Consider the following 17,379-nt stretch of genomic DNA (forward strand, 5'->3'; position numbering starts at 1 on the left):
CAACCCGAAAGGAACCTGGAAATGCCCTTTGCCAACTTCAAGATGCCCGAGGCGGCCCTCACGAAGGCGCAGAAGGAGGACCTGATCCACAAGACCACGCAGATGTTCGTCGACTATTTCGGCGAAGGTGTGCGTCCCCACACCATGGTGCTGATCGAGGAGGTTCCCGATGGGGGCTATGGCCGCGCCGACGAGGTCTTCGTCATTCCCGACGCCTACCGGGCTAAGGATAGTGCCTGACTTGAACCGGGCGAGTCGCTTGCCGAGCGGCACGCCCGACCTTCCGTGTCGGAGCCGATACTCGCTTCGCTTGGATCAGCCCCGGTTCGGCAAGCTCCGCAGGAATTCGATCATCGCGGCGTTGACCTCGTCCGGGCGCTCCTGCTGGGTCAATGCCCGCAGCCGGGCAGCATCAGCGTATCGCGGATTTGCGGGATGAAGTTCCTGAGATTGGCCAACAGTTGATCCATGCCGGGGAAGGCGACCACCAGGTCGCGATTGCCTGCCATGTAGAGCGCGGGAACCTTGATCCGCGCGCCCGCAAAGGGCGCCATCAGTTCCCAGTTCCGGTCGATGTTGCGGTACCAGTTGAGACCTCCGGCGAAGCCGGCGCGCTGGAACTCGCCGGCGTAGAAATCGATGTCGCTTTCGCTGAGCCAGTGCGGCAGGCTTGCAGGAACCTCGGCTGCTTGCAGGAGGCTTCCGCCGCGCGGGACCATGGCGATTCCGGCGCCGCCGTCCGAAGCGTCTCCCGACACCGCGTAAAGCATGGCGCGCACCGTGGCCCGCGGGTCTCGTTCCAGCTCCGCCTCGGCAATGCCGGGTTGCTGGAAATAGAGCTGGTAGAACTGGGACTCCGCCGTTCGCGGCATGAGGCTGGTCGGGCGCGCGTTGGCGCGCGGCCGGAACGGCACACTGAGGCCGATGACGGCATGGAAGCGGTCCGGTCGCAGCAGCGCCGCATGCCAGGCGACGACCGCGCCCCAGTCGTGGCCGACGATGACGGAGCTGGGAGCTTCAAGGGCGTCGAGAAGGCCCACCATGTCGCCGACCAGATGAAAGAGCGTGTATTGGTCGATCGCCTCCGGCCGATCGCTCTTGCCATAGCCCCGCATGTCGGGGGCGACGGCGTGAAAGCCCGCCGCCGCAAGCGCGCTCAACTGATGGCGCCAGGAATACCAGGATTCGGGAAAGCCGTGGCACAACAGCACCGGGGGCCCGTCTCCGTGCTCCGCGATGTTAAGGCGGATGCCGTTGGTCGCAACTATTCGCTGTGTAGGTTCGCTCACGGCCGCCTCTCGCGCGCGCGTTTCCACCTCTGATGAAGGGAAGGCCCAACGGCGCAACGGGTGTCCGAGCCGACGGAGTCCCAAATTTCGGAGACGCGCATCTTCCATTGACTGTCTCAGGGGCACTCGCGGCAGTCAATGTCCGACATGGTCACGGAGCGCCAAGGCGTCCACGCACTTGAATAGCTCTGGCGATGTGCGTCAGGATCACTGACCGAGGAGGGCGGGAATCAATGCTTAAACTGCAACGCTGGCTAGCGGACTATTGGGTCGTCGGCGCAGGGTTCATGGCAGCATCGCTTGTTGCGGTTGCGCCGGTGGTCCCGCTTCCGCTGCCGGTGTTCCTGATCTTCCTGCACAGCCCGGTCTACATGGTCCATCAGGTCGAGGAGCACACTGGCGACCGGTTCCGCAAATTCGCCAACGAGCATGTCTTCGGCGGCCGCGACGCCCTTACCGTCGCCTCGGTTCTCGTCATCAACCTCCCGTTTGTCTGGGGCATCAACCTGCTGGCCCTTTACGCGGCCTTGCTGTGGGGACCGGCTTGGGGCCTGGTTGCTCCCTATGTCATGATCGTCAATGCGCTCGCGCATCTCGTCACGTCGGCGCGATTGCGCAAATACAATCCCGGCCTCGTCACCAGCGCCCCTTTGTTTTTGCCGCTGAGCGTCGTTACGATCTGGACGATCGGCCGGACAGCAGGTCTTCTCCCGCACTTGATCGGCGCAGCTCTCGCGGTCCTGCTTCACCTGGCAATCATTGCGTTGGTGACCGCGCGGTACCGCACTCTCGTCGCCAGCTCGTAGCCCTCTTCGGCACGGTTGCGGCGGCGAGAAGACGTCGCTCGGGCCGAAGCCCGGTCGTTGCAGCCCGGAACGGGACACCGCGCAAGGCTGCTGCTGGTATCGGACCGCCCCCGCCACCAACGAAATCTTAATGTAAATCAAGCGTAATCCCGGCCATTAAAATTATGCGTATGTGTTGGGGTGGCGCATGCCGGAATATTCTTCCTTCCTCCGGTCGATCCGGATCCGCTACATTTCGGGGCTGCTTGTCTTCGCGCTGGCCTCGGCCGCCGTGATGTTCGCGCTCAACCGTGTGAATTCGTACCGCCACGAAGTCGATGCCCTCAGCGGCAATTTCGTCATCTTTGCTCGCGACCTGCGCAACGCCACCAATTTCGCCGAGACGACCGGCACCGCCTGGCGCAGCGAGACGCGCGATGCGCTGGCCGCTGCCGCGCGCGGCCACTCCGAGCGGCTGACCAGCGAGATCGGGATACTCAACGCGCAGTTGGCCGCGATCAGGCCGCGCCTGTCCAGGAACACCATCAACGCGTTGGACACCGCTTCGGTCAACGACGACCTGTTCTGGTCGGCACGCGACATGGTGCGTAACTTCAATTTGATGTCGACGGCGCAGAAGGTCGATGAATGGAGCTACCGCGAGATCCGCAACCAGAACGACCTGTTCGCCCAGCCGATGCTGGTCAAGGTGCGCACCGCGCTCGACGAGGAGCGTCGCCTCGCCGACGCTGCCAACGACCGGCTGCTGCTGTGGGCGAGCGGTCTGCTGTTTGCCGTGCTGGCCATCGCCGCGGTTCTGATCTTCCGGCCGATGGAGAACGCCATCCGCCGCGCCTTCGCCGAGAGCGCCGCGTCGCTGTTCAAGGCCGAGGCGGCCGATCGCGCTAAGTCGGAATTCCTGGCCAATATGAGCCATGAGATCCGCACGCCGATGAACGGCGTGCTCGGCATGGCCGAGCTGCTGGCCAAGACGGAGCTTACGCCCCGCCAGAAGACCTTCACCGATGTCATCGTCAAATCCGGCAACGCGCTGCTCACCATCATCAACGACATCCTCGATTTCTCGAAGATCAATGCCGGCCAGCTCACCCTCGACCCCGCTCCCTTCCGCCTGGCGGAAGCGGTCGAGGATGTGGCGACGCTGGTGTCGGCGCGCGTTGCCGAAAAGAACCTCGAGCTCATCGTGCGCGTCGACCCGCGCCTGCCGGCCTTTGTCGTCGGCGATGCCGGACGCTTCCGCCAGATCGTCACCAATCTGCTTGGCAACGCCGTGAAGTTCACCGAGAAGGGCCATGTGCTGGTCGATGTCGGCGGCGATGTCGTCGACGGCGTCGTCCAGCTCAAGGTCCGCGTCGAGGACACCGGCATCGGCATCCCGGCCGAAAAGCTGCAAAGCGTGTTCGAGAAATTCGCCCAGGTCGACGGCTCCTCGACCCGTCGCCACGAAGGCACCGGGCTTGGCCTTGCGATCGGCGCCCGGCTTGTCGACCTGATGGGCGGCAAGATCGGCGTCGAAAGCGAGATCGGCCGCGGCTCCGTCTTCTGGTTCGCCGTGCCGCTGCCGGCGCACAACCAGGCGGCGGCCGACAAGCTGGTGCCGGTCGATGTCACCGGCGCCCGGGTGCTGGTCATCGACGACAATCCGGTCAACCGGGAGATTCTGCTGGAGCAGCTCAGAAGCTGGAGCTTCGACTGTGCGGCCGCCGAAAGCGGCGCTGTCGGCCTTGCCTTCCTCGACCGCGCCTGCCAGCTCGGCGCCTCTGTCGACTGCATTATCCTCGACTACCAGATGCCCGGCATGAACGGCGCCGATGTCGCCAAGGCGATTGCCGCCGACAGCCGGCTTTCGTCCATCCCGGTCGTGCTGCTCACCTCGGTCGACCAGGTGGATTTCGGCAGGATGGTTATCGATTTCGGCATCGTCGCGCATCTCACCAAGCCGGCGCGTTCGGCGGTGCTGCTGGGCACGGTGATCTCCGCCATACAGAAGGCGCGCATGCAGGGCACCAAGGCTCATTTCGTGCGCGAGCCGGTCGCGGCGGCGCCGTCCTTCACCGTCATTCGCGGCCCGGCGGCGCCCGTGCCGGCGGCACCGGAATCGACCGCAGCGCCGAGCGGCCCGATCGATATCCTGATCGCCGAGGACAATGACGTGAACCAGCTGGTCTTCGGCCAGATCCTCAATGGCTTCGGTCTCAGCTACCGCATCGCCGGCAATGGCCGCACGGCTGTCGAAATGTACCGCGCGCTGCGCCCCCGCCTGGTGCTGATGGACGTCTCTATGCCGGAAATGAACGGCTATGAGGCGACCCGCGCCATCCGTGCGATGGAAGCGCAGAACGGTGAGCGCACGCCGATCATCGGCGTCACCGCGCATGCGCTGAAGGGCGACCGCGAGAAATGCATCGAGGCCGGCATGGACGATTATCTGCCGAAGCCGGTATCGCCCGACCGCCTTGGCGCCAAGATCGGCACCTGGCTCAGCGAGACGGTGACGGCTAAGACGGCATAGCTACCGGTTGCGCATCACCACGCAGGCGCCGCCGACGCTTTGCAGCTTGTCGCAGATGCCGTTGGCCTCGCCGCGCGAGTCCGCGCCGATCCTGACCGCGTAGATGCCGCGCCGCCCGATCGGCGTGCGCACCCGGCTCACCACCGGATCATGGCTGGCGAGCAGCGCCGGGAACCGGCTCTTGACCCTCAGCCATTGGCCGATCGCCGCGGAACGGCGGAAATTGCCCGCCACCTGCACGCCCCACGGCTTGACGTTGATCGAGGCCATGGCGACCGTCCGCGACATGATCACCGGCAGCCGGCGGCAGGCGACCGCGAAGCTCATCTTGGGGTCGAGCGGCTCGACGGTGCCGGCATAGGATTTGTCGGAAAACTTGTCGACGGGTTCGCCCATGATGTCGAAGACATAGCTTTCCGTCTCCATCGGCAGGAAGCCGCCGGAGGCCAGCCAGCGCGACACGCGGTTCTCGCCGGCATTGTAGGCCGCGGCCGCGAGGCCGAGATTGCCATAGCCCGCCTTCATCTCGGCTAGATATTTCGCGGAAGCCGGAATGGCCTGCTCGATGTCGAAGGAATTGGCCAGGCCGCGCATCTTGGCGGTTCCCGGCATGAACTGCGCGATGCCTTCGGCGCCGACCGGGCTCACCGCGTTCGGATCGAAGCGGCTTTCCTTCCAGATCAGCCGGGCGAAGAAATCCTTGGGCAGCCCGTTCTGTTGGGCTTGGGCTTCGATCAGATCGCAGACTCGGTTGATCAGCCGTTTGCCGGCCGATTTCGACTGCGGCGGGTCGGCGGACGCGCCCGCCACCCAACTCAAGCTGCACAGCAAGGCCAGGGCCACCGTGAGGAAACGGTGCATAGGCCTACTCGGCCGCGGCTTTGCCGTGTCCGTAGCGCTGCTCGATATAGTCGCCGACCATCTTCTCGAAATCCTGCGCGATGGACGGACCGCGCAGCGTCGCCGCCTTCTTGCCGTCGATGAAGACAGGCGCCGTCGGCGTCTCGCCGGTGCCAGGCAAGGATATGCCGATGTCGGCATGCTTGGATTCGCCGGGACCATTGACGATGCAGCCCATCACCGCGACCTTGAGGTTCTCGACGCCCGGATATTTCTCGCGCCACACCGGCATGTTCTTGCGGATATCGGCCTGGATGCTCTGGGCGAGTTCCTGGAAGACGGTGGATGTCGTGCGGCCGCAGCCTGGGCAGGCGGCGACGATCGGCACGAACTGCCGGAAGCCCATGGTCTGCAGCAATTCCTGCGACACCTGCACCTCGCGCGTGCGGTCGCCGTTGGGCTCCGGCGTCAGCGAGATGCGGATCGTGTCGCCGATGCCCTGCTGCAGCAGGATTCCCATGGCGGCCGAAGAGGCGACGATGCCCTTGGTGCCCATGCCGGCCTCGGTGAGGCCGAGATGCAGCGCATGGTCGGAGCGTGTGGCAAGCTCGGTATAGACGGCGATCAGGTCCTGCACGCCGCTGACCTTGGCCGACAGGATGATCTTGTCGCGGCCAAGCCCGATCTCTTCCGCCATCTCGGCCGACAGGATGGCCGACTGGACGATCGCCTCGCGCGTGACTTCCTGCGCGGTGAGCGGCGAGCCCTGAGCCTGGTTCTGGTCCATCAGCCGGGTCAACAGCTCCTGGTCGAGCGAACCCCAGTTGACGCCGATGCGCACCGGCTTGTCATGTCTAATCGCCATTTCGACGATCGCCGCGAACTGGCGGTCCTTCTTGTCCTTGAAGCCGACATTGCCGGGATTGATGCGATATTTCGCCAGCGCCTCGGCGCAAGCCGGATGATCGGCCAAGAGCTTGTGGCCGATATAGTGGAAGTCGCCGACCAGCGGCACATCGATGCCGAGCCTGAGCAGCCTCTCGTGGATGCGCGGAACCGCCGCCGCGCTCTCGTCGCGGTCAACGGTGATGCGCACGATTTCCGACCCGGCACGATGCAGCGCCGCGACCTGGGCGACAGTCTGGTCGACATCGGCGGTGTCGGTGTTGGTCATCGACTGCACGACGACGGGCGCGCCGCCGCCGACCATCACGCCGCCGACCGAAACGCCGACCGACCTGCGCCGTGGGAAGGGAGAAGAGAAATATCCGGTCATGCCGGTCGCCTTCATCTGAAAGTTCCCGGCATGAGGTGGCGGAGCAAAGATGGCTTGTCAATGGCAAGCGCCAGGCGAGGTTGGCAAATCAGCAGCCGCCACGCGAAAAACGCCAGCTCTGCCGATCGCGGCATCCGCGACCGAACGTTCCATCGATTTCAGTTAAAAAACACCATGCCGGTGGCATTTCCTGCCACCGGACGTTTCACCGCGGCGGGTTGCGGCGATGGTGCCTGGAGGAGCTTCAGTGTGTCGTCGGGCTAGCCTTCAGCTTTTCAATCTCGTCCTTGATTGCCAGCTTGCGTCGCTTGAGATTCACGATTTCGAGGTCGTCCACCGAAGGATGGTTCATGGCGTCGGTGAGCTCGCGCTCGATATCACCGTGTTTCCGCTGCAACTCATCAAGATGGGATGCAAGAGACATGATTGGTTCTCCCTTTCATGGTTTCCTCGATTGCAGCCGTCGCAGGCACGTCCACCGCAGGTTGAGACTGTGACGGCACCGTGACAGTCTGCCACCAACCGATCTCGATGTCGAATGACACGTGGTAGCATTCCACGACAAAGTGAAATGTGATAAGGGCTGCGCGCCGGCCTCAGACGAAAAGTCACAAACCCAGCCGGTCCCGCCCAAACAGCCCGATTGGGCGATGCATACGCAGACGGTAGATAATGTCTGAACAGGAACAGGCTGAAATACGCCTCGAATATTCCCGGCTCAAACAAGAACACGCCGATTTCGACGCCGCCATCAACGCGATGATCGCCACGGGCTGCGACCCGCTTCAGATTCAGCGCATGAAAAAGAAGAAGCTGATCCTGAAAGACCGGCTGTCGGCGCTGGAAGACCGCATCATTCCCGACATCATCGCCTGAGCGGGCAGTTTCCCGCGCTCCACAGTCTACGAGATCGAAAGCCGGGCGGCGCGCTCGCGCAGCAACGCGACCAATTCGCCAGTCCGCGCTTCCGACGTGTCGATCGGCACCACAAGGCACATCGTTGCCTCGACCTTGCCAGGCGCCGAGAACACGGGCGCCGCCAGGCATTTGGTATAGGCGTCGACAAGGCCTGACGTGACGCAATAGCCGGTGACGCGCGCCCGAGCGATGTCATCGATGAAGTCATCGATCTCTATCTTGCGGCCGTCCGGCAGCACGAGATCGTCTTCCGTGACCATCGCCTCGATCCGGCTGCGATCAAGACCGGCCAGCAGCAACCGGCCCGAAGCAGTCCATGGCAGCGGAATCTGCAGGCCGGTGGCCGAGCTGATGCGGAACGGCCTCGTGCCCGGGCTTGAATGGATGATGGTGTAGCGACCGCTCTGCAGCATGCAGAGCTCGGACGTCTCCCCGGTCTCGCGCGACAGCGTATCGACCTCCTGGCGGCCGCGCCTCAGCAGGTCGTTGCCGCGCATATAGGCCATCCCGTAGAGATAGAGCTTCTTGCCGAAATAGACGCGATTGCCGTCGCCGGCCATTTCCAGGAGACCGGCTTCGACCAGCTCGCGCACCAGCGTGTAGGTGGTCGAGCGCGGCGCGTTGAGCCCCTTTGCCAGCTCGCCGATGCCGATCGCTCGCTGGTTGGCGTGCAGGAACTCCAGGATGTTCAGGACCCTGTTGAGACCTTTCTCGCGCGAGCCAGCTGGCCGCTCTTCGCCCGTGCCTTCGCTCGGCCACCCGGTCAGCATTTCACTCTCTTGCATTGTCGATTCCTGGTGCTAGTATCTGTCTTGTACAGGATACACACGTCTCTTGTAAGAGACAATCGCTGATTGCGGCGTGTATTTCTGCTGCATTGGGGAACACACCATCAAAGGAGGTCGCCGTGAACGACACATCCGGCAGACGTGATTTTCTGAAACTTGGAATGGCGGGGCTGGCCACCGCCGGCGCGCTTACCGCCATCAGCGCCGAGAAGGCAGCCGCGCAGGCCGCATCCGATAGCGTGCTGCGCACCGCGCTTGATCGTGGCAAACTGATCGTCGGCACCGGCAGCACCAATGCGCCATGGCATTTCGAGAACGACGCCGGTGAATTGGTCGGCATGGACATCACCATGGGCCGCATCCTCGCCAAGGGCCTCTTCGACGACCCGACCAAGGTCGAGTTCGTCACCCAGGACCCGGCGCAGCGCATCCCCAACGTGACGACCAACAAGGTCGACATCACCATCCAGTTCATGACCATGACCGCGCAGCGCTCGCAGCTGATCCATTTCTCGCGGCCCTACTATGTCGAGGGCGTGGCGCTGCTGACGCTGCCCGGCTCCGAAAACAAGACCTTCGACAAGCTCCTGGCGAATGGCGCCAACACCCGCATCTCGATCCTCCAGAATGTCGATGCCGAAAGCTCGGTGCATTTTGCCTTGCCGCAGGCTCAGGTGCTGCAGATCGACACCCAGGCGAACGTGCTGCAAGCGCTGGAATCCAAGCGAGCCGACGCCGCGGCCGTCGATCTGTCGACGGTGCGCTGGCTCGCCTCGCGCAACCCGGACAAATATTTTGACGCCGGCAAGAGCTGGTATTCGATGCTTTACGGCGCTGCCGTCCGGCAAGGCGACCTGGATTGGCTGACCTTCGTCAACCAGACCTTCACCATTGCCATGTTCGGCCACGAGACGGCGCTCTATGACGCCGCCTTCAAGGAATATTTCGGCCAGGAGCCGCCGCCGCGCCATCCAGGCTTCCCGGTCATCTGACCAAGCCTACGCCAAGCCGGCGGAGGAGCGCGACAGGCGCTCTTCCGCCTCCTCGACACGGGCCGTGCGGGTGACGAATCCTTGAGCAATTTCAGGAAAAGTGTGAAGCGGTTTTCCGTCCGAAATTGCGCCAAAACAAGAGATTGTTTGTCACCGCGAGCCATTGAGACGGATGCATGGGCTACACGCTCAATTTCAACCTGATCTGGCGGCATTTCGACAAGCTTTGGGGTGGCCTGCTGCTCAGCCTCGAACTCGCCGTGATCTCGATCGCCATCGGCATCGTCATCGGCCTGGTGCTGGGGGTCTGGTACGTCTCGGCCGGGCGCGTCGTGCGCACGATCATCGCGGCCTATGTCGAATTCATCCGCAACGTGCCATTGATCCTGCTCGTCTACCTCGTCTTTTACGGTGTGCCGACCGTCATAGACCTCGCTTACAGCGCGCCCACCTCTTTTGTCGTGACGCTGTCGGTCTATAGCGGCGCCTATCTGGTCGAAGTGTTCCGCTCCGGCCTGGAAGCCGTGCCGCGCGGCCAACTCGACGCCGGCAAGGCGATCGGCCTCACCCCATGGCAGCGCCTGATCCATGTGCGCCTGCCGACGATGCTGCGCATCACGCTGCCGGCGCTGTCCAACACCTTCATCTCGCTGTTCAAGGACACCTCGATCGCTTCGGTCATCTCCGTGCCCGAGCTGACCTATGGCGCCCAGTGGATCAACTTCAACACATTCCGCATCGTCGAGGTCTATCTGGTGACGACGGCGATGTATCTGGTGACCGGTTACGCCCTGCTGTTCGCGCTCAGGCTGGTCGAACGCCGTTTCAGGGCGGCGCGCTGAGATGCTGAGTCAGATCCTCTACGCCCTGCCGTTCCTCGCCGAGGGCTTCGCCTTGACCTTGTGGGTCTCGCTGCTGGTCGTGGTCCTGTCTTTGATCGCAGGGGTGCTGCTGGGTGTCGGCCTCGTCTATGGGCCGGCGCCGCTCCGTTGGTCGGTGCGCATTTTCTCGGACACCATCCGTGGCATCCCGATCCTGGTGCTGATGTTCTTCGTCTATTACGGCCTGCCCGCGGTCGGACTGCATCTGCAGTCCTTCTGGGCGGCGGTGCTGGCGCTCACGCTGTTCAAGACGGCGCAGGTCGTCGAATATGTGCGCGGCGCCGTGGCCTCGATACCGAAGGGCCAGTCAGAGGCGGCGATGGCGATCGGCCTGACCTTCCGGCAGCGCCTCACCTCGGTCATCTTCCCGCAGGCCTTCCGCCGCTTCCTGCCGCCCTGGATCAACGGCGTCACCGACGCCGTGAAGGGCAGCGCCCTGGTCTCGCTGCTCGGCATCACCGATCTGATGCAGGCCATCAACCAGGTCATCGGCCGCACCTATGAGGCGATGCCGCTCTACATCCTCGGCGCCCTGATCTATTTCGCCGTCAACTACGCGCTTTCCTACGCCAGCCGCAGGCTGGAACGGCGCTTCGCCTTCATCCGGGACTAACGCCATGGCCACCAGCTCCAACAACAGCCCAGCGCTTCTCGACATCGCCGAGGTCTCGAAATCCTTCGGCCCGGTCGCGGTGCTGCGCTCGGTCAGCCTGCAGGTGGCGAAGGGCGAGGTGGTCACCGTCATCGGCCCTTCCGGCAGCGGCAAGACCACGCTGCTGCGCTGCGTGAACTTCCTCGAGAGCTATGACTCGGGCTCGATCCGCATCGACGGCAAGGAAGTCGGATACCGTGATTCCGGGACGCGGCAGCGCCGCAGCGAACGCGATTTGGCCGCCATGCGCGCCGAAACCGGCATGGTGTTTCAGAGCTTCAACCTCTTCCCGCATCTGACCGCGGCCGGCAACATCATGCTCGGCCTCACCAAGGTGCGCGGCAAGAGCAATGCCGAAGCCCGCTCGATCGCCGAGCATTGGCTCGGCCGCGTCGGCCTCGCTCACAAGGCCGACAGCCTGCCGGCGGAGCTTTCAGGCGGCCAGCAGCAGCGGGTCGGGATTGCCCGCGCCGTCGCCATGGAGCCGAAGATTCTGCTGCTCGACGAGATCACCTCGGCGCTCGACCCCGAGCTCGTCGGCGAGGTGTTGGCCGTGGTGAAAAGCCTCGCCGAGGACGGCATGACCATGCTGATGGTGACGCATGAAATGGCCTTCGCCCGCGACGCCTCCAGCCGCATCGTCTTCATGGCCGATGGCGGCGTCTCGGCCGTTGGGCCGCCGAAGGAGGTTCTCGCCGCCGAGACCACCAATGAGCGGCTGCGCACCTTCCTGGCGCGTTTCCGCGCCTCGCATTTCTGAAAGCGGATGGCTTTCGCCATCCAAGGAGTACCATTCCATGTCGCCTTACGAACGGCTCGCTGAACTCGGCCTGACCCTGCCCGAGCCGCCGACACCCATCGCCAATTTCGTAACCCATGCCGAGAGCGGCCGTCTGATCTTCCTTTCGGGCCAGGGACCGCTGCGCGCTGACGGCACGCTGTGCACCGGCAAGGTCGGCGACAACGTCACCGTCGAGCAGGCCTATGAGCATGCCCGCCTCACGGGCCTCAACCTGCTTGCCGTCATGCATGCGGCGGCGGGCGACCTCAGCCGCATCGTGCGCGTGGTAAAACTGCTCGGCTTCGTCAACGCAACCCCGACCTTCAGCGACCACCCCAAAGTGGTCAACGGCTGCTCGGACCTTTTCGCCGATGTCTTCGACAAGATCGGCGGCCATGCCCGCTCGGCTATCGGCGTCGGCTCGTTGCCTGGCAACATCACCGTCGAGATCGAAGCGGTCGTCGAGATCACCGCCTGATTTTAGGAGTTCGCCCTCATGAAAACCTATTCCGACGCCGGCTCCAACACCACAATCCGCGAGCGCCTGGGCCTGAGACCCATCATCAACGTCTCCGGCACGATGACGGCATTGGGTGCTTCGATTATCGTACCCGAGGCGATCAGCGCCATGGCCGAGATGGCCTCGCAATGGGTGGAGATGGACGATCTGCAGCGCGCCGCGAGCGCAGTCGTCGCCCGACTCACCGGCGGCGAGGCCGGCTTCATCACCGCTTGTTGCGCCTCAGGCATCACCATGGCGATCGCCGGCGCGATGACCGGCACCAACCTTCTGGCGATCGAGCGGCTGCCGGACGACACCGAAGGGCTGAAGTCTGAAGTCGTCATCCAGCTCGGCCATATCGTCAATTACGGCGCGCCGATCGACCAGTCGATCCGGGTGGCCGGCGCCAAAGTCATTCCGGCGGGCACCGTCAGCGTCACCCAGGACTACCATCTGCGCGAGGCAATCAACGAGCGCACGGCGGCGGCCCTCTACGTCGTCGCCCACCACACCGTGCAATACGGCATGCTTTCGCTGGAGGAGTTTTGCGAGATCTGCCACGCCAAGGGCGTCCCGGTGATCGTCGACGCCGCCTCGGAATACGACCTTCGCAGCTTCCTGGCGCGCGGCGCCGACATCGTCGTCTACAGCGGCCACAAATTCCTTTCAGGGCCAACCAGCGGCATCGTCACCGGCCGCAAGGACCTGGTCCGCGCCGCCTATCTGCAGAACCGCGGCGTGGCGCGCGCCATGAAGGTCGGCAAGGAAAGCATCGCCGGCACCATGGCGGCGCTCGAGGCCTGGGAAAAGCGCGACCATGCCGGCATCCGCCGGCGCGAGGAGGCGGCGCTCAATCTGTGGAAGGACGCGCTGCAGGGCATTCCGGGTATCAATGCGCAGATCATTCCCGACCCGACCAACAACCCTCTCGATCGCCTGCAGGTCTATGTGCGCCCGGAGAGCCGCTTCACGGCTGCCGGACTTGCCTCCGCGCTCGCCGCCGGCTCGCCGCCGATCATCGTGCGCAACCACGAGGTCGAGCGAGGCCATTTCTTCCTCGACCCTTGCAATCTGCATCCTGGCGAGGCGGAGATCGTGGCCGAGCAACTGCGCGCCGTGCTGACGGCGAAGGACCGGCCGGCTGACGCGATGAAGGTCGCTCGCAAGGATTCGACCGGATCGTTGCGCTGGCCGGACTAGCTGGCTGCATCGCGACAATCCTTGCGGCTATCGGCGAATTCCGCTAAGGCGCGCCTTTGCCGCCGGGAGCGAACCTTGACCGATCAGCGTGCCGACGTCGCCATCATCATGGGCAGCCAGTCCGACTGGGCGACGATGCGCCAGGCGGCCGAAACCCTGGATGCGCTGGGCATTCCGCACAAAAGGCTGATCGTCTCCGCCCACCGCACCCCCGACCGCCTCTATGAGTTCGCCAAGGGGGCCAAGGCCGCCGGTTACAAGGTGATCATCGCCGGCGCCGGCGGCGCCGCGCATTTGCCCGGGATGACGGCGGCGATGACGCCGCTGCCCGTCTTCGGCGTCCCGGTCGAATCCAAGGCGCTGTCCGGCCAGGATTCGCTGCTCTCCATCGTGCAGATGCCGGCCGGCATCCCGGTCGGCACGCTGGCCATCGGCAAGGCGGGGGCGGCCAATGCCGCGCTGCTTGCCGCGGCGGTGCTGGCGCTTAACGACGACAAGCTCGCCGCCCGGCTCGATGCCTGGCGCGCGGCGCAGACCGCCAAGGTCGCCGCCGAACCGACGGACGCGCCGTGAGCCTGGCGCCCGGATCGACCATCGGCATCATCGGCGGCGGCCAGCTCGGCCGCATGCTGGCGATGGCTGCCGCCCGCCTTGGCTACCGCATCGTGGTCCTGGAGCCCCAGGCCGACTGCCCGGCGGCCCAGGTCGCCAACCGGCAGATCGTGGCCGCCTATGACGATCGGGCGGCGCTTGCCGACCTGGCCGCCGCCAGCGCCGTCGTCACCTACGAATTCGAGAATGTTCCGGTCGCCGCGGCGCGAACGCTGGCGGCAACGGTTCCCGTCTACCCGCCGGGCCGCGCGCTCGAAGTCGCGCAGGATCGCGTCACCGAGAAAAGCTTCCTGAATGACATCGGCATCCCGACGGCCGAGTTCTGTCCGGTCGACAATGACGACCATTTGACCGAAGCTTTGAGGAAATTCGACGGCAGCGGCGTGCTGAAAACCCGCCGCATGGGCTATGACGGCAAGGGCCAGCGCGTCTTCCGCAACATGGAAACAGGCGGCTTTGCAGGCACCTGCGAGGCGATGGGCAATGTGCCGCTGATCCTGGAATCGCTCGTCGCTTTCGAGCGTGAGATTTCGGTGATCGCCGCGCGCGGTCTCGACGGAGCGATCGCCGCTTACGATCCGGCCGAAAACGTCCATCGCGAAGGCATATTGCGCAGCTCGACCTTGCCGGCCGCCATCGGTCCGCAAACGGCAGCGGCCGCCAAGGATGCGGCCGCAAAAATCCTTTCCGCGCTCGACTATGTCGGCGTCATCGGCGTCGAGTTCTTCGTGCTTGCCGACGGCTCGCTGCTGGCCAACGAGCTGGCGCCGCGCGTGCACAATTCCGGCCACTGGACGGAGGCTGCCTGCGTCATCTCGCAGTTCGAGCAGCATATCCGCGCCGTCGCCGGCCTGCCGCTGGGCTCGCCCGCCCGGCATTCCGATTGCGTGCTGGAAAACCTGATCGGCGACGACATGCTGAAGGTACCGGCGCTGCTCGCCGAACCCGACCTGATGCTGCATCTCTACGGCAAGGCCGAGTCGCGCGCCGGCCGCAAGATGGGCCATTTCACGCGCCTCGTCAGGCCGAAATAACCCGCTATTGCATATCCTCGTCGCCGCCCGCGTCGGAGCCGGCGCAACTCGGATCGCTCAGCTTGCAGTTGGCGGAGGAGGTGAGCTGCTTTAAGCGCTCGTTGGTGAGCTTGGTCAGGCACTGCGACACCTCCATCGGATGGATGGAGCCGCCCTCGCTGTCGGCGGTCGAATAAGCGCATTCGGCGTCACGAAAGGCGATCCAGGCGCGCTGCGCCGTCTGCAGCAGCCTATTCGAGGCCTGATCGTTGCTGCTGACGATGTTCTTATAGGCGGCATTGAGCCTGGCATCGGCAGCCTGGTAGTCGGCATCGGCGCAGATGTTCAGCATCGACTGGCTGTCGTCGCTGCGGTCGCAGTCCTCGGCAAACGCTGCCGGGGCGGTCGCCAGGAGAACAAGACAGGCGGGCAGAAAAAGACCGCGCATGGGAATCTCCAGTCGCTTGGGTGTGGACACCATTCCAGTCGACCTCGAGTCGCGCAATGCCGTGGCCGGTAGGGATGGCGAATATTTGACGGATCGCGCCAATTGCCCTTGTTCGGACACCGTCACGTGGTTGACACGGACGAGACTCCTCGTTTATGAGCCTCGCCAAGTTCAAAGGCGCGCTTTTTTCGGGCGCGCCTTTAAAATTCGGCCCGGGACGGGCCCTGACCGAACAGGCAAGACCATGAAGATCAAGAATTCGCTCAAGGCGCTCAAGGCGCGTCACCGCGACAACCGGCTGGTTCGCCGCAAGGGACGCATCTACATCATCAACAAGACCGCTCCGCGCTACAAGGCGCGCCAGGGCTGACGCTTGCGCGCGGCTTAGTGCATGTCGCCCAAACGCGCCAAGCGGTTTTGGGGCAGCGACATGCGCAAAAAGCCTACGCCGCGCCCGTTTGTTGTTGATTGCCGGTTCGCCGGCTATCTCACGCTAAAATCATTTGGACGATCCGCCGTCCGGGATTAGATTCCGGCGATGCGGATTCGTTTTGCATTTTTCGCCGCCTATTTGCTTTCCGGCGCAGCTTTGCCTGCAGGAGCAGAAACGGTTCCGGGCGCGCTGCCTCCAGATGCCGCGACGCCCGCCGCGACACCGCCGCCGGCCGCTCCAACCAGGCAGGGCCGCCTCGACCAGCTCTTCACGGAGTTGAAGCGCGAGCGCAATGAAAAGGCGGCCGAGCGCATCGCCGGCCGCATCTGGAACGAATGGAACCAGTCCGGCAGCGCCTCGATCGACCTGATGATGCAATGGGCGCAAAAGGCGACGGAAGACCAGAAATTCGACGTCGCGCTCGATTTCCTCGACCAGGTCGTGACCTTGCAGCCCGACTATGCCGAAGGCTGGAACCGGCGCGCCACCGTGCATTTCCTGATGAAGAATTACGGGAAGTCGATGGCCGACATCGACCGCACCCTGCAACTCGAGCCGCGCCATTTCGGCGCGCTTTCGGGCCTCGCCCAGATCATGTCCGAGACCGGCCACAAACAGTCGGCGCTGGAGGCCTGGCAAAAGGTGCTGGCGATCTATCCGATGATGCGCAGCGCCCAGGACCAGGTTTCAACGCTTTCGGAAGAGCTCGCCGGCGAGGGCATCTGACGCGCTTACGTGCGTCCCCTTCAGCTTAAAGCGCGTCGTGATCCTTCGGATTCGCTCCATGCGCTTTAGGTCTTTGATACGCATGTCTTATCCCGAAACCGGTTCCACTTTCGAGAGACATGCTTTAAATCGCGGCGCGCTGCACCCGATCCGCGCAACGGGCTTCAAGCCTCTGTCTTGATGTGGCGAAGTTCCTCGGCCTTGCGCTCGACGACGGCCTCATAAGCGGCCCGCAACTGCTGGCGCACGCTCGGCGCGCCGGGCGGCGTCCTCGAAGGCGCGCCTAGATGCTCATGGCGCAACTCGTCCATGAATTGCTCCCATAGCGGCGGACCGCCCTTTTCGAGCAGCTCGGCGCGGATCGACAATTCTTCGCTGACCGGCAGCCAGACGCGTCCCCAGGCGCCGAGCTGCGCCATGATCGGCACCAGCGTGATCGCCATCTCGGTCAGGCTGTAGATCGCCTTCTGCTTGTGGCTGGGGTCGTCGGCCTTGGTCAGCAGGCCGAGCGCCATCAGCCGCTTCAGCCGGTCGGCCAGGATGTTGGAGGCGATGCCCTCCAGCGAGCCATTGAGCAGCTCGCGAAAATGGCGCCGGCCGCCAAAGATCACGTCGCGCAGGATGATCAGGCTCCAACGGTCGCCGAACACTTCGAGCGACAGATTGATCGGGCAACCGGACCGGCGGTCGATGTTCATGGCAGTCTCCAG

The 17,379-nt window shown here is 64.2% G+C and carries 21 protein-coding genes; 14 read left to right on the top strand and 7 right to left on the bottom strand.

Annotation, left to right across the window (positions count from 1 at the left end; genetic code table 11):
* Positions 1 to 21 precede the first annotated feature (21 nt).
* Positions 22 to 240: a 4-oxalocrotonate tautomerase family protein gene (locus EJ072_RS18980; RefSeq protein WP_126080807.1), complete on the top strand. Its 219-nt coding sequence runs from the start codon at positions 22 to 24 to the stop codon at positions 238 to 240.
* A gap of 149 nt (positions 241 to 389) precedes the next feature.
* Here EJ072_RS18980 and EJ072_RS18985 read toward each other — a convergent pair whose 3' ends face one another.
* Positions 390 to 1,289: an alpha/beta hydrolase gene (locus EJ072_RS18985; RefSeq protein WP_348525877.1), complete on the bottom strand. Its 900-nt coding sequence runs from the start codon at positions 1,287 to 1,289 to the stop codon at positions 390 to 392.
* A gap of 233 nt (positions 1,290 to 1,522) precedes the next feature.
* Between EJ072_RS18985 and EJ072_RS18990 the strand changes: the two genes are divergently transcribed.
* Both EJ072_RS18990 and EJ072_RS18995 read left to right on the top strand, forming a co-directional pair.
* A complete protein-coding gene (locus tag EJ072_RS18990; RefSeq protein WP_126080808.1) occupies positions 1,523 to 2,095 on the top strand; it encodes an HXXEE domain-containing protein in 573 nt (190 codons plus the stop codon).
* Positions 2,096 to 2,282: 187 nt separating this feature from the next.
* The gene (locus EJ072_RS18995; protein WP_126080809.1) at positions 2,283 to 4,607 is read left to right on the top strand and encodes a response regulator; all 2,325 of its coding nucleotides are present in this window, start codon (positions 2,283 to 2,285) and stop codon (positions 4,605 to 4,607) included.
* Here EJ072_RS18995 and EJ072_RS19000 read toward each other — a convergent pair whose 3' ends face one another.
* The 3 genes from EJ072_RS19000 to EJ072_RS19010 form a co-directional block, all read right to left on the bottom strand.
* Entirely contained in the window at positions 4,608 to 5,468 is an 861-nt protein-coding gene (locus tag EJ072_RS19000) for a lytic transglycosylase domain-containing protein (RefSeq protein WP_126080810.1), read from the bottom strand.
* A gap of 4 nt (positions 5,469 to 5,472) precedes the next feature.
* Positions 5,473 to 6,723, bottom strand: coding sequence for a flavodoxin-dependent (E)-4-hydroxy-3-methylbut-2-enyl-diphosphate synthase (gene ispG / locus EJ072_RS19005; protein WP_126080811.1), 1,251 nt, complete (start codon positions 6,721 to 6,723; stop codon positions 5,473 to 5,475).
* A gap of 244 nt (positions 6,724 to 6,967) precedes the next feature.
* Complete coding sequence (locus EJ072_RS19010; RefSeq protein ID WP_042641511.1) at positions 6,968 to 7,147, bottom strand: YdcH family protein; 180 nt, start codon at positions 7,145 to 7,147, stop codon at positions 6,968 to 6,970.
* Positions 7,148 to 7,395: 248 nt separating this feature from the next.
* Here EJ072_RS19010 and EJ072_RS19015 point away from each other — a divergent pair, with 248 nt between their 5' ends.
* Positions 7,396 to 7,599, top strand: a complete 204-nt coding sequence (locus EJ072_RS19015; protein WP_126080812.1) for a YdcH family protein — start codon at positions 7,396 to 7,398, stop codon at positions 7,597 to 7,599.
* Positions 7,600 to 7,625: 26 nt separating this feature from the next.
* Here the strand turns inward: EJ072_RS19015 and EJ072_RS19020 are convergent, their stop codons facing one another.
* The gene (locus EJ072_RS19020) at positions 7,626 to 8,426 is read right to left on the bottom strand and encodes an IclR family transcriptional regulator (RefSeq protein WP_126080813.1); all 801 of its coding nucleotides are present in this window, start codon (positions 8,424 to 8,426) and stop codon (positions 7,626 to 7,628) included.
* Positions 8,427 to 8,590: 164 nt separating this feature from the next.
* Between EJ072_RS19020 and EJ072_RS19025 the strand changes: the two genes are divergently transcribed.
* From EJ072_RS19025 to EJ072_RS19060, 8 genes are all read left to right on the top strand, one after another.
* On the top strand, positions 8,591 to 9,421 hold the full coding sequence (locus EJ072_RS19025; RefSeq protein WP_189341575.1) for a transporter substrate-binding domain-containing protein: 831 nt from the start codon (positions 8,591 to 8,593) through the stop codon (positions 9,419 to 9,421).
* A 176-nt stretch (positions 9,422 to 9,597) separates the two neighbouring features.
* Entirely contained in the window at positions 9,598 to 10,263 is a 666-nt protein-coding gene (locus tag EJ072_RS19030; protein ID WP_126080815.1) for an amino acid ABC transporter permease, read from the top strand.
* Position 10,264: 1 nt separating this feature from the next.
* Complete coding sequence (locus EJ072_RS19035; protein WP_126080816.1) at positions 10,265 to 10,915, top strand: amino acid ABC transporter permease; 651 nt, start codon at positions 10,265 to 10,267, stop codon at positions 10,913 to 10,915.
* A 4-nt stretch (positions 10,916 to 10,919) separates the two neighbouring features.
* Positions 10,920 to 11,714: an amino acid ABC transporter ATP-binding protein gene (locus EJ072_RS19040; protein WP_126080817.1), complete on the top strand. Its 795-nt coding sequence runs from the start codon at positions 10,920 to 10,922 to the stop codon at positions 11,712 to 11,714.
* Between the two features lie 37 nt (positions 11,715 to 11,751).
* Positions 11,752 to 12,213, top strand: coding sequence for a RidA family protein (locus EJ072_RS19045; RefSeq protein WP_126080818.1), 462 nt, complete (start codon positions 11,752 to 11,754; stop codon positions 12,211 to 12,213).
* A gap of 18 nt (positions 12,214 to 12,231) precedes the next feature.
* Positions 12,232 to 13,437: an aminotransferase class V-fold PLP-dependent enzyme gene (locus EJ072_RS19050; protein ID WP_126080819.1), complete on the top strand. Its 1,206-nt coding sequence runs from the start codon at positions 12,232 to 12,234 to the stop codon at positions 13,435 to 13,437.
* Between the two features lie 75 nt (positions 13,438 to 13,512).
* Positions 13,513 to 14,010 (top strand): 5-(carboxyamino)imidazole ribonucleotide mutase, encoded by a 498-nt coding sequence (purE, locus tag EJ072_RS19055; protein ID WP_126064066.1) that lies wholly within the window; start codon positions 13,513 to 13,515, stop codon positions 14,008 to 14,010.
* Entirely contained in the window at positions 14,007 to 15,083 is a 1,077-nt protein-coding gene (locus EJ072_RS19060; protein ID WP_126080820.1) for a 5-(carboxyamino)imidazole ribonucleotide synthase, read from the top strand. The genes purE and EJ072_RS19060 overlap by 4 nt, the downstream gene beginning before the upstream one ends.
* Positions 15,084 to 15,087: 4 nt before the next feature.
* Here the strand turns inward: EJ072_RS19060 and EJ072_RS19065 are convergent, their stop codons facing one another.
* A complete protein-coding gene (locus EJ072_RS19065; RefSeq protein WP_126080821.1) occupies positions 15,088 to 15,510 on the bottom strand; it encodes a lysozyme inhibitor LprI family protein in 423 nt (140 codons plus the stop codon).
* A 244-nt stretch (positions 15,511 to 15,754) separates the two neighbouring features.
* On the opposite strand from EJ072_RS19065, the gene ykgO reads away from it, so the two are divergent.
* Entirely contained in the window at positions 15,755 to 15,880 is a 126-nt protein-coding gene (gene ykgO, locus EJ072_RS19070) for a type B 50S ribosomal protein L36 (RefSeq protein ID WP_040974291.1), read from the top strand.
* Positions 15,881 to 16,048: 168 nt separating this feature from the next.
* Entirely contained in the window at positions 16,049 to 16,669 is a 621-nt protein-coding gene (locus tag EJ072_RS19075; protein WP_126080822.1) for a hypothetical protein, read from the top strand.
* A 164-nt stretch (positions 16,670 to 16,833) separates the two neighbouring features.
* On the opposite strand, the gene EJ072_RS19080 is transcribed toward EJ072_RS19075, so the two are convergent.
* A complete protein-coding gene (locus tag EJ072_RS19080) occupies positions 16,834 to 17,367 on the bottom strand; it encodes a helix-turn-helix domain-containing protein (protein ID WP_126080823.1) in 534 nt (177 codons plus the stop codon).
* Positions 17,368 to 17,379: the final 12 nt, after the last annotated feature.

The organism is Mesorhizobium sp. M2A.F.Ca.ET.046.03.2.1 (assembly GCF_003952425.1).
Taxonomy (GTDB): Bacteria; Pseudomonadota; Alphaproteobacteria; order Rhizobiales; family Rhizobiaceae; genus Mesorhizobium.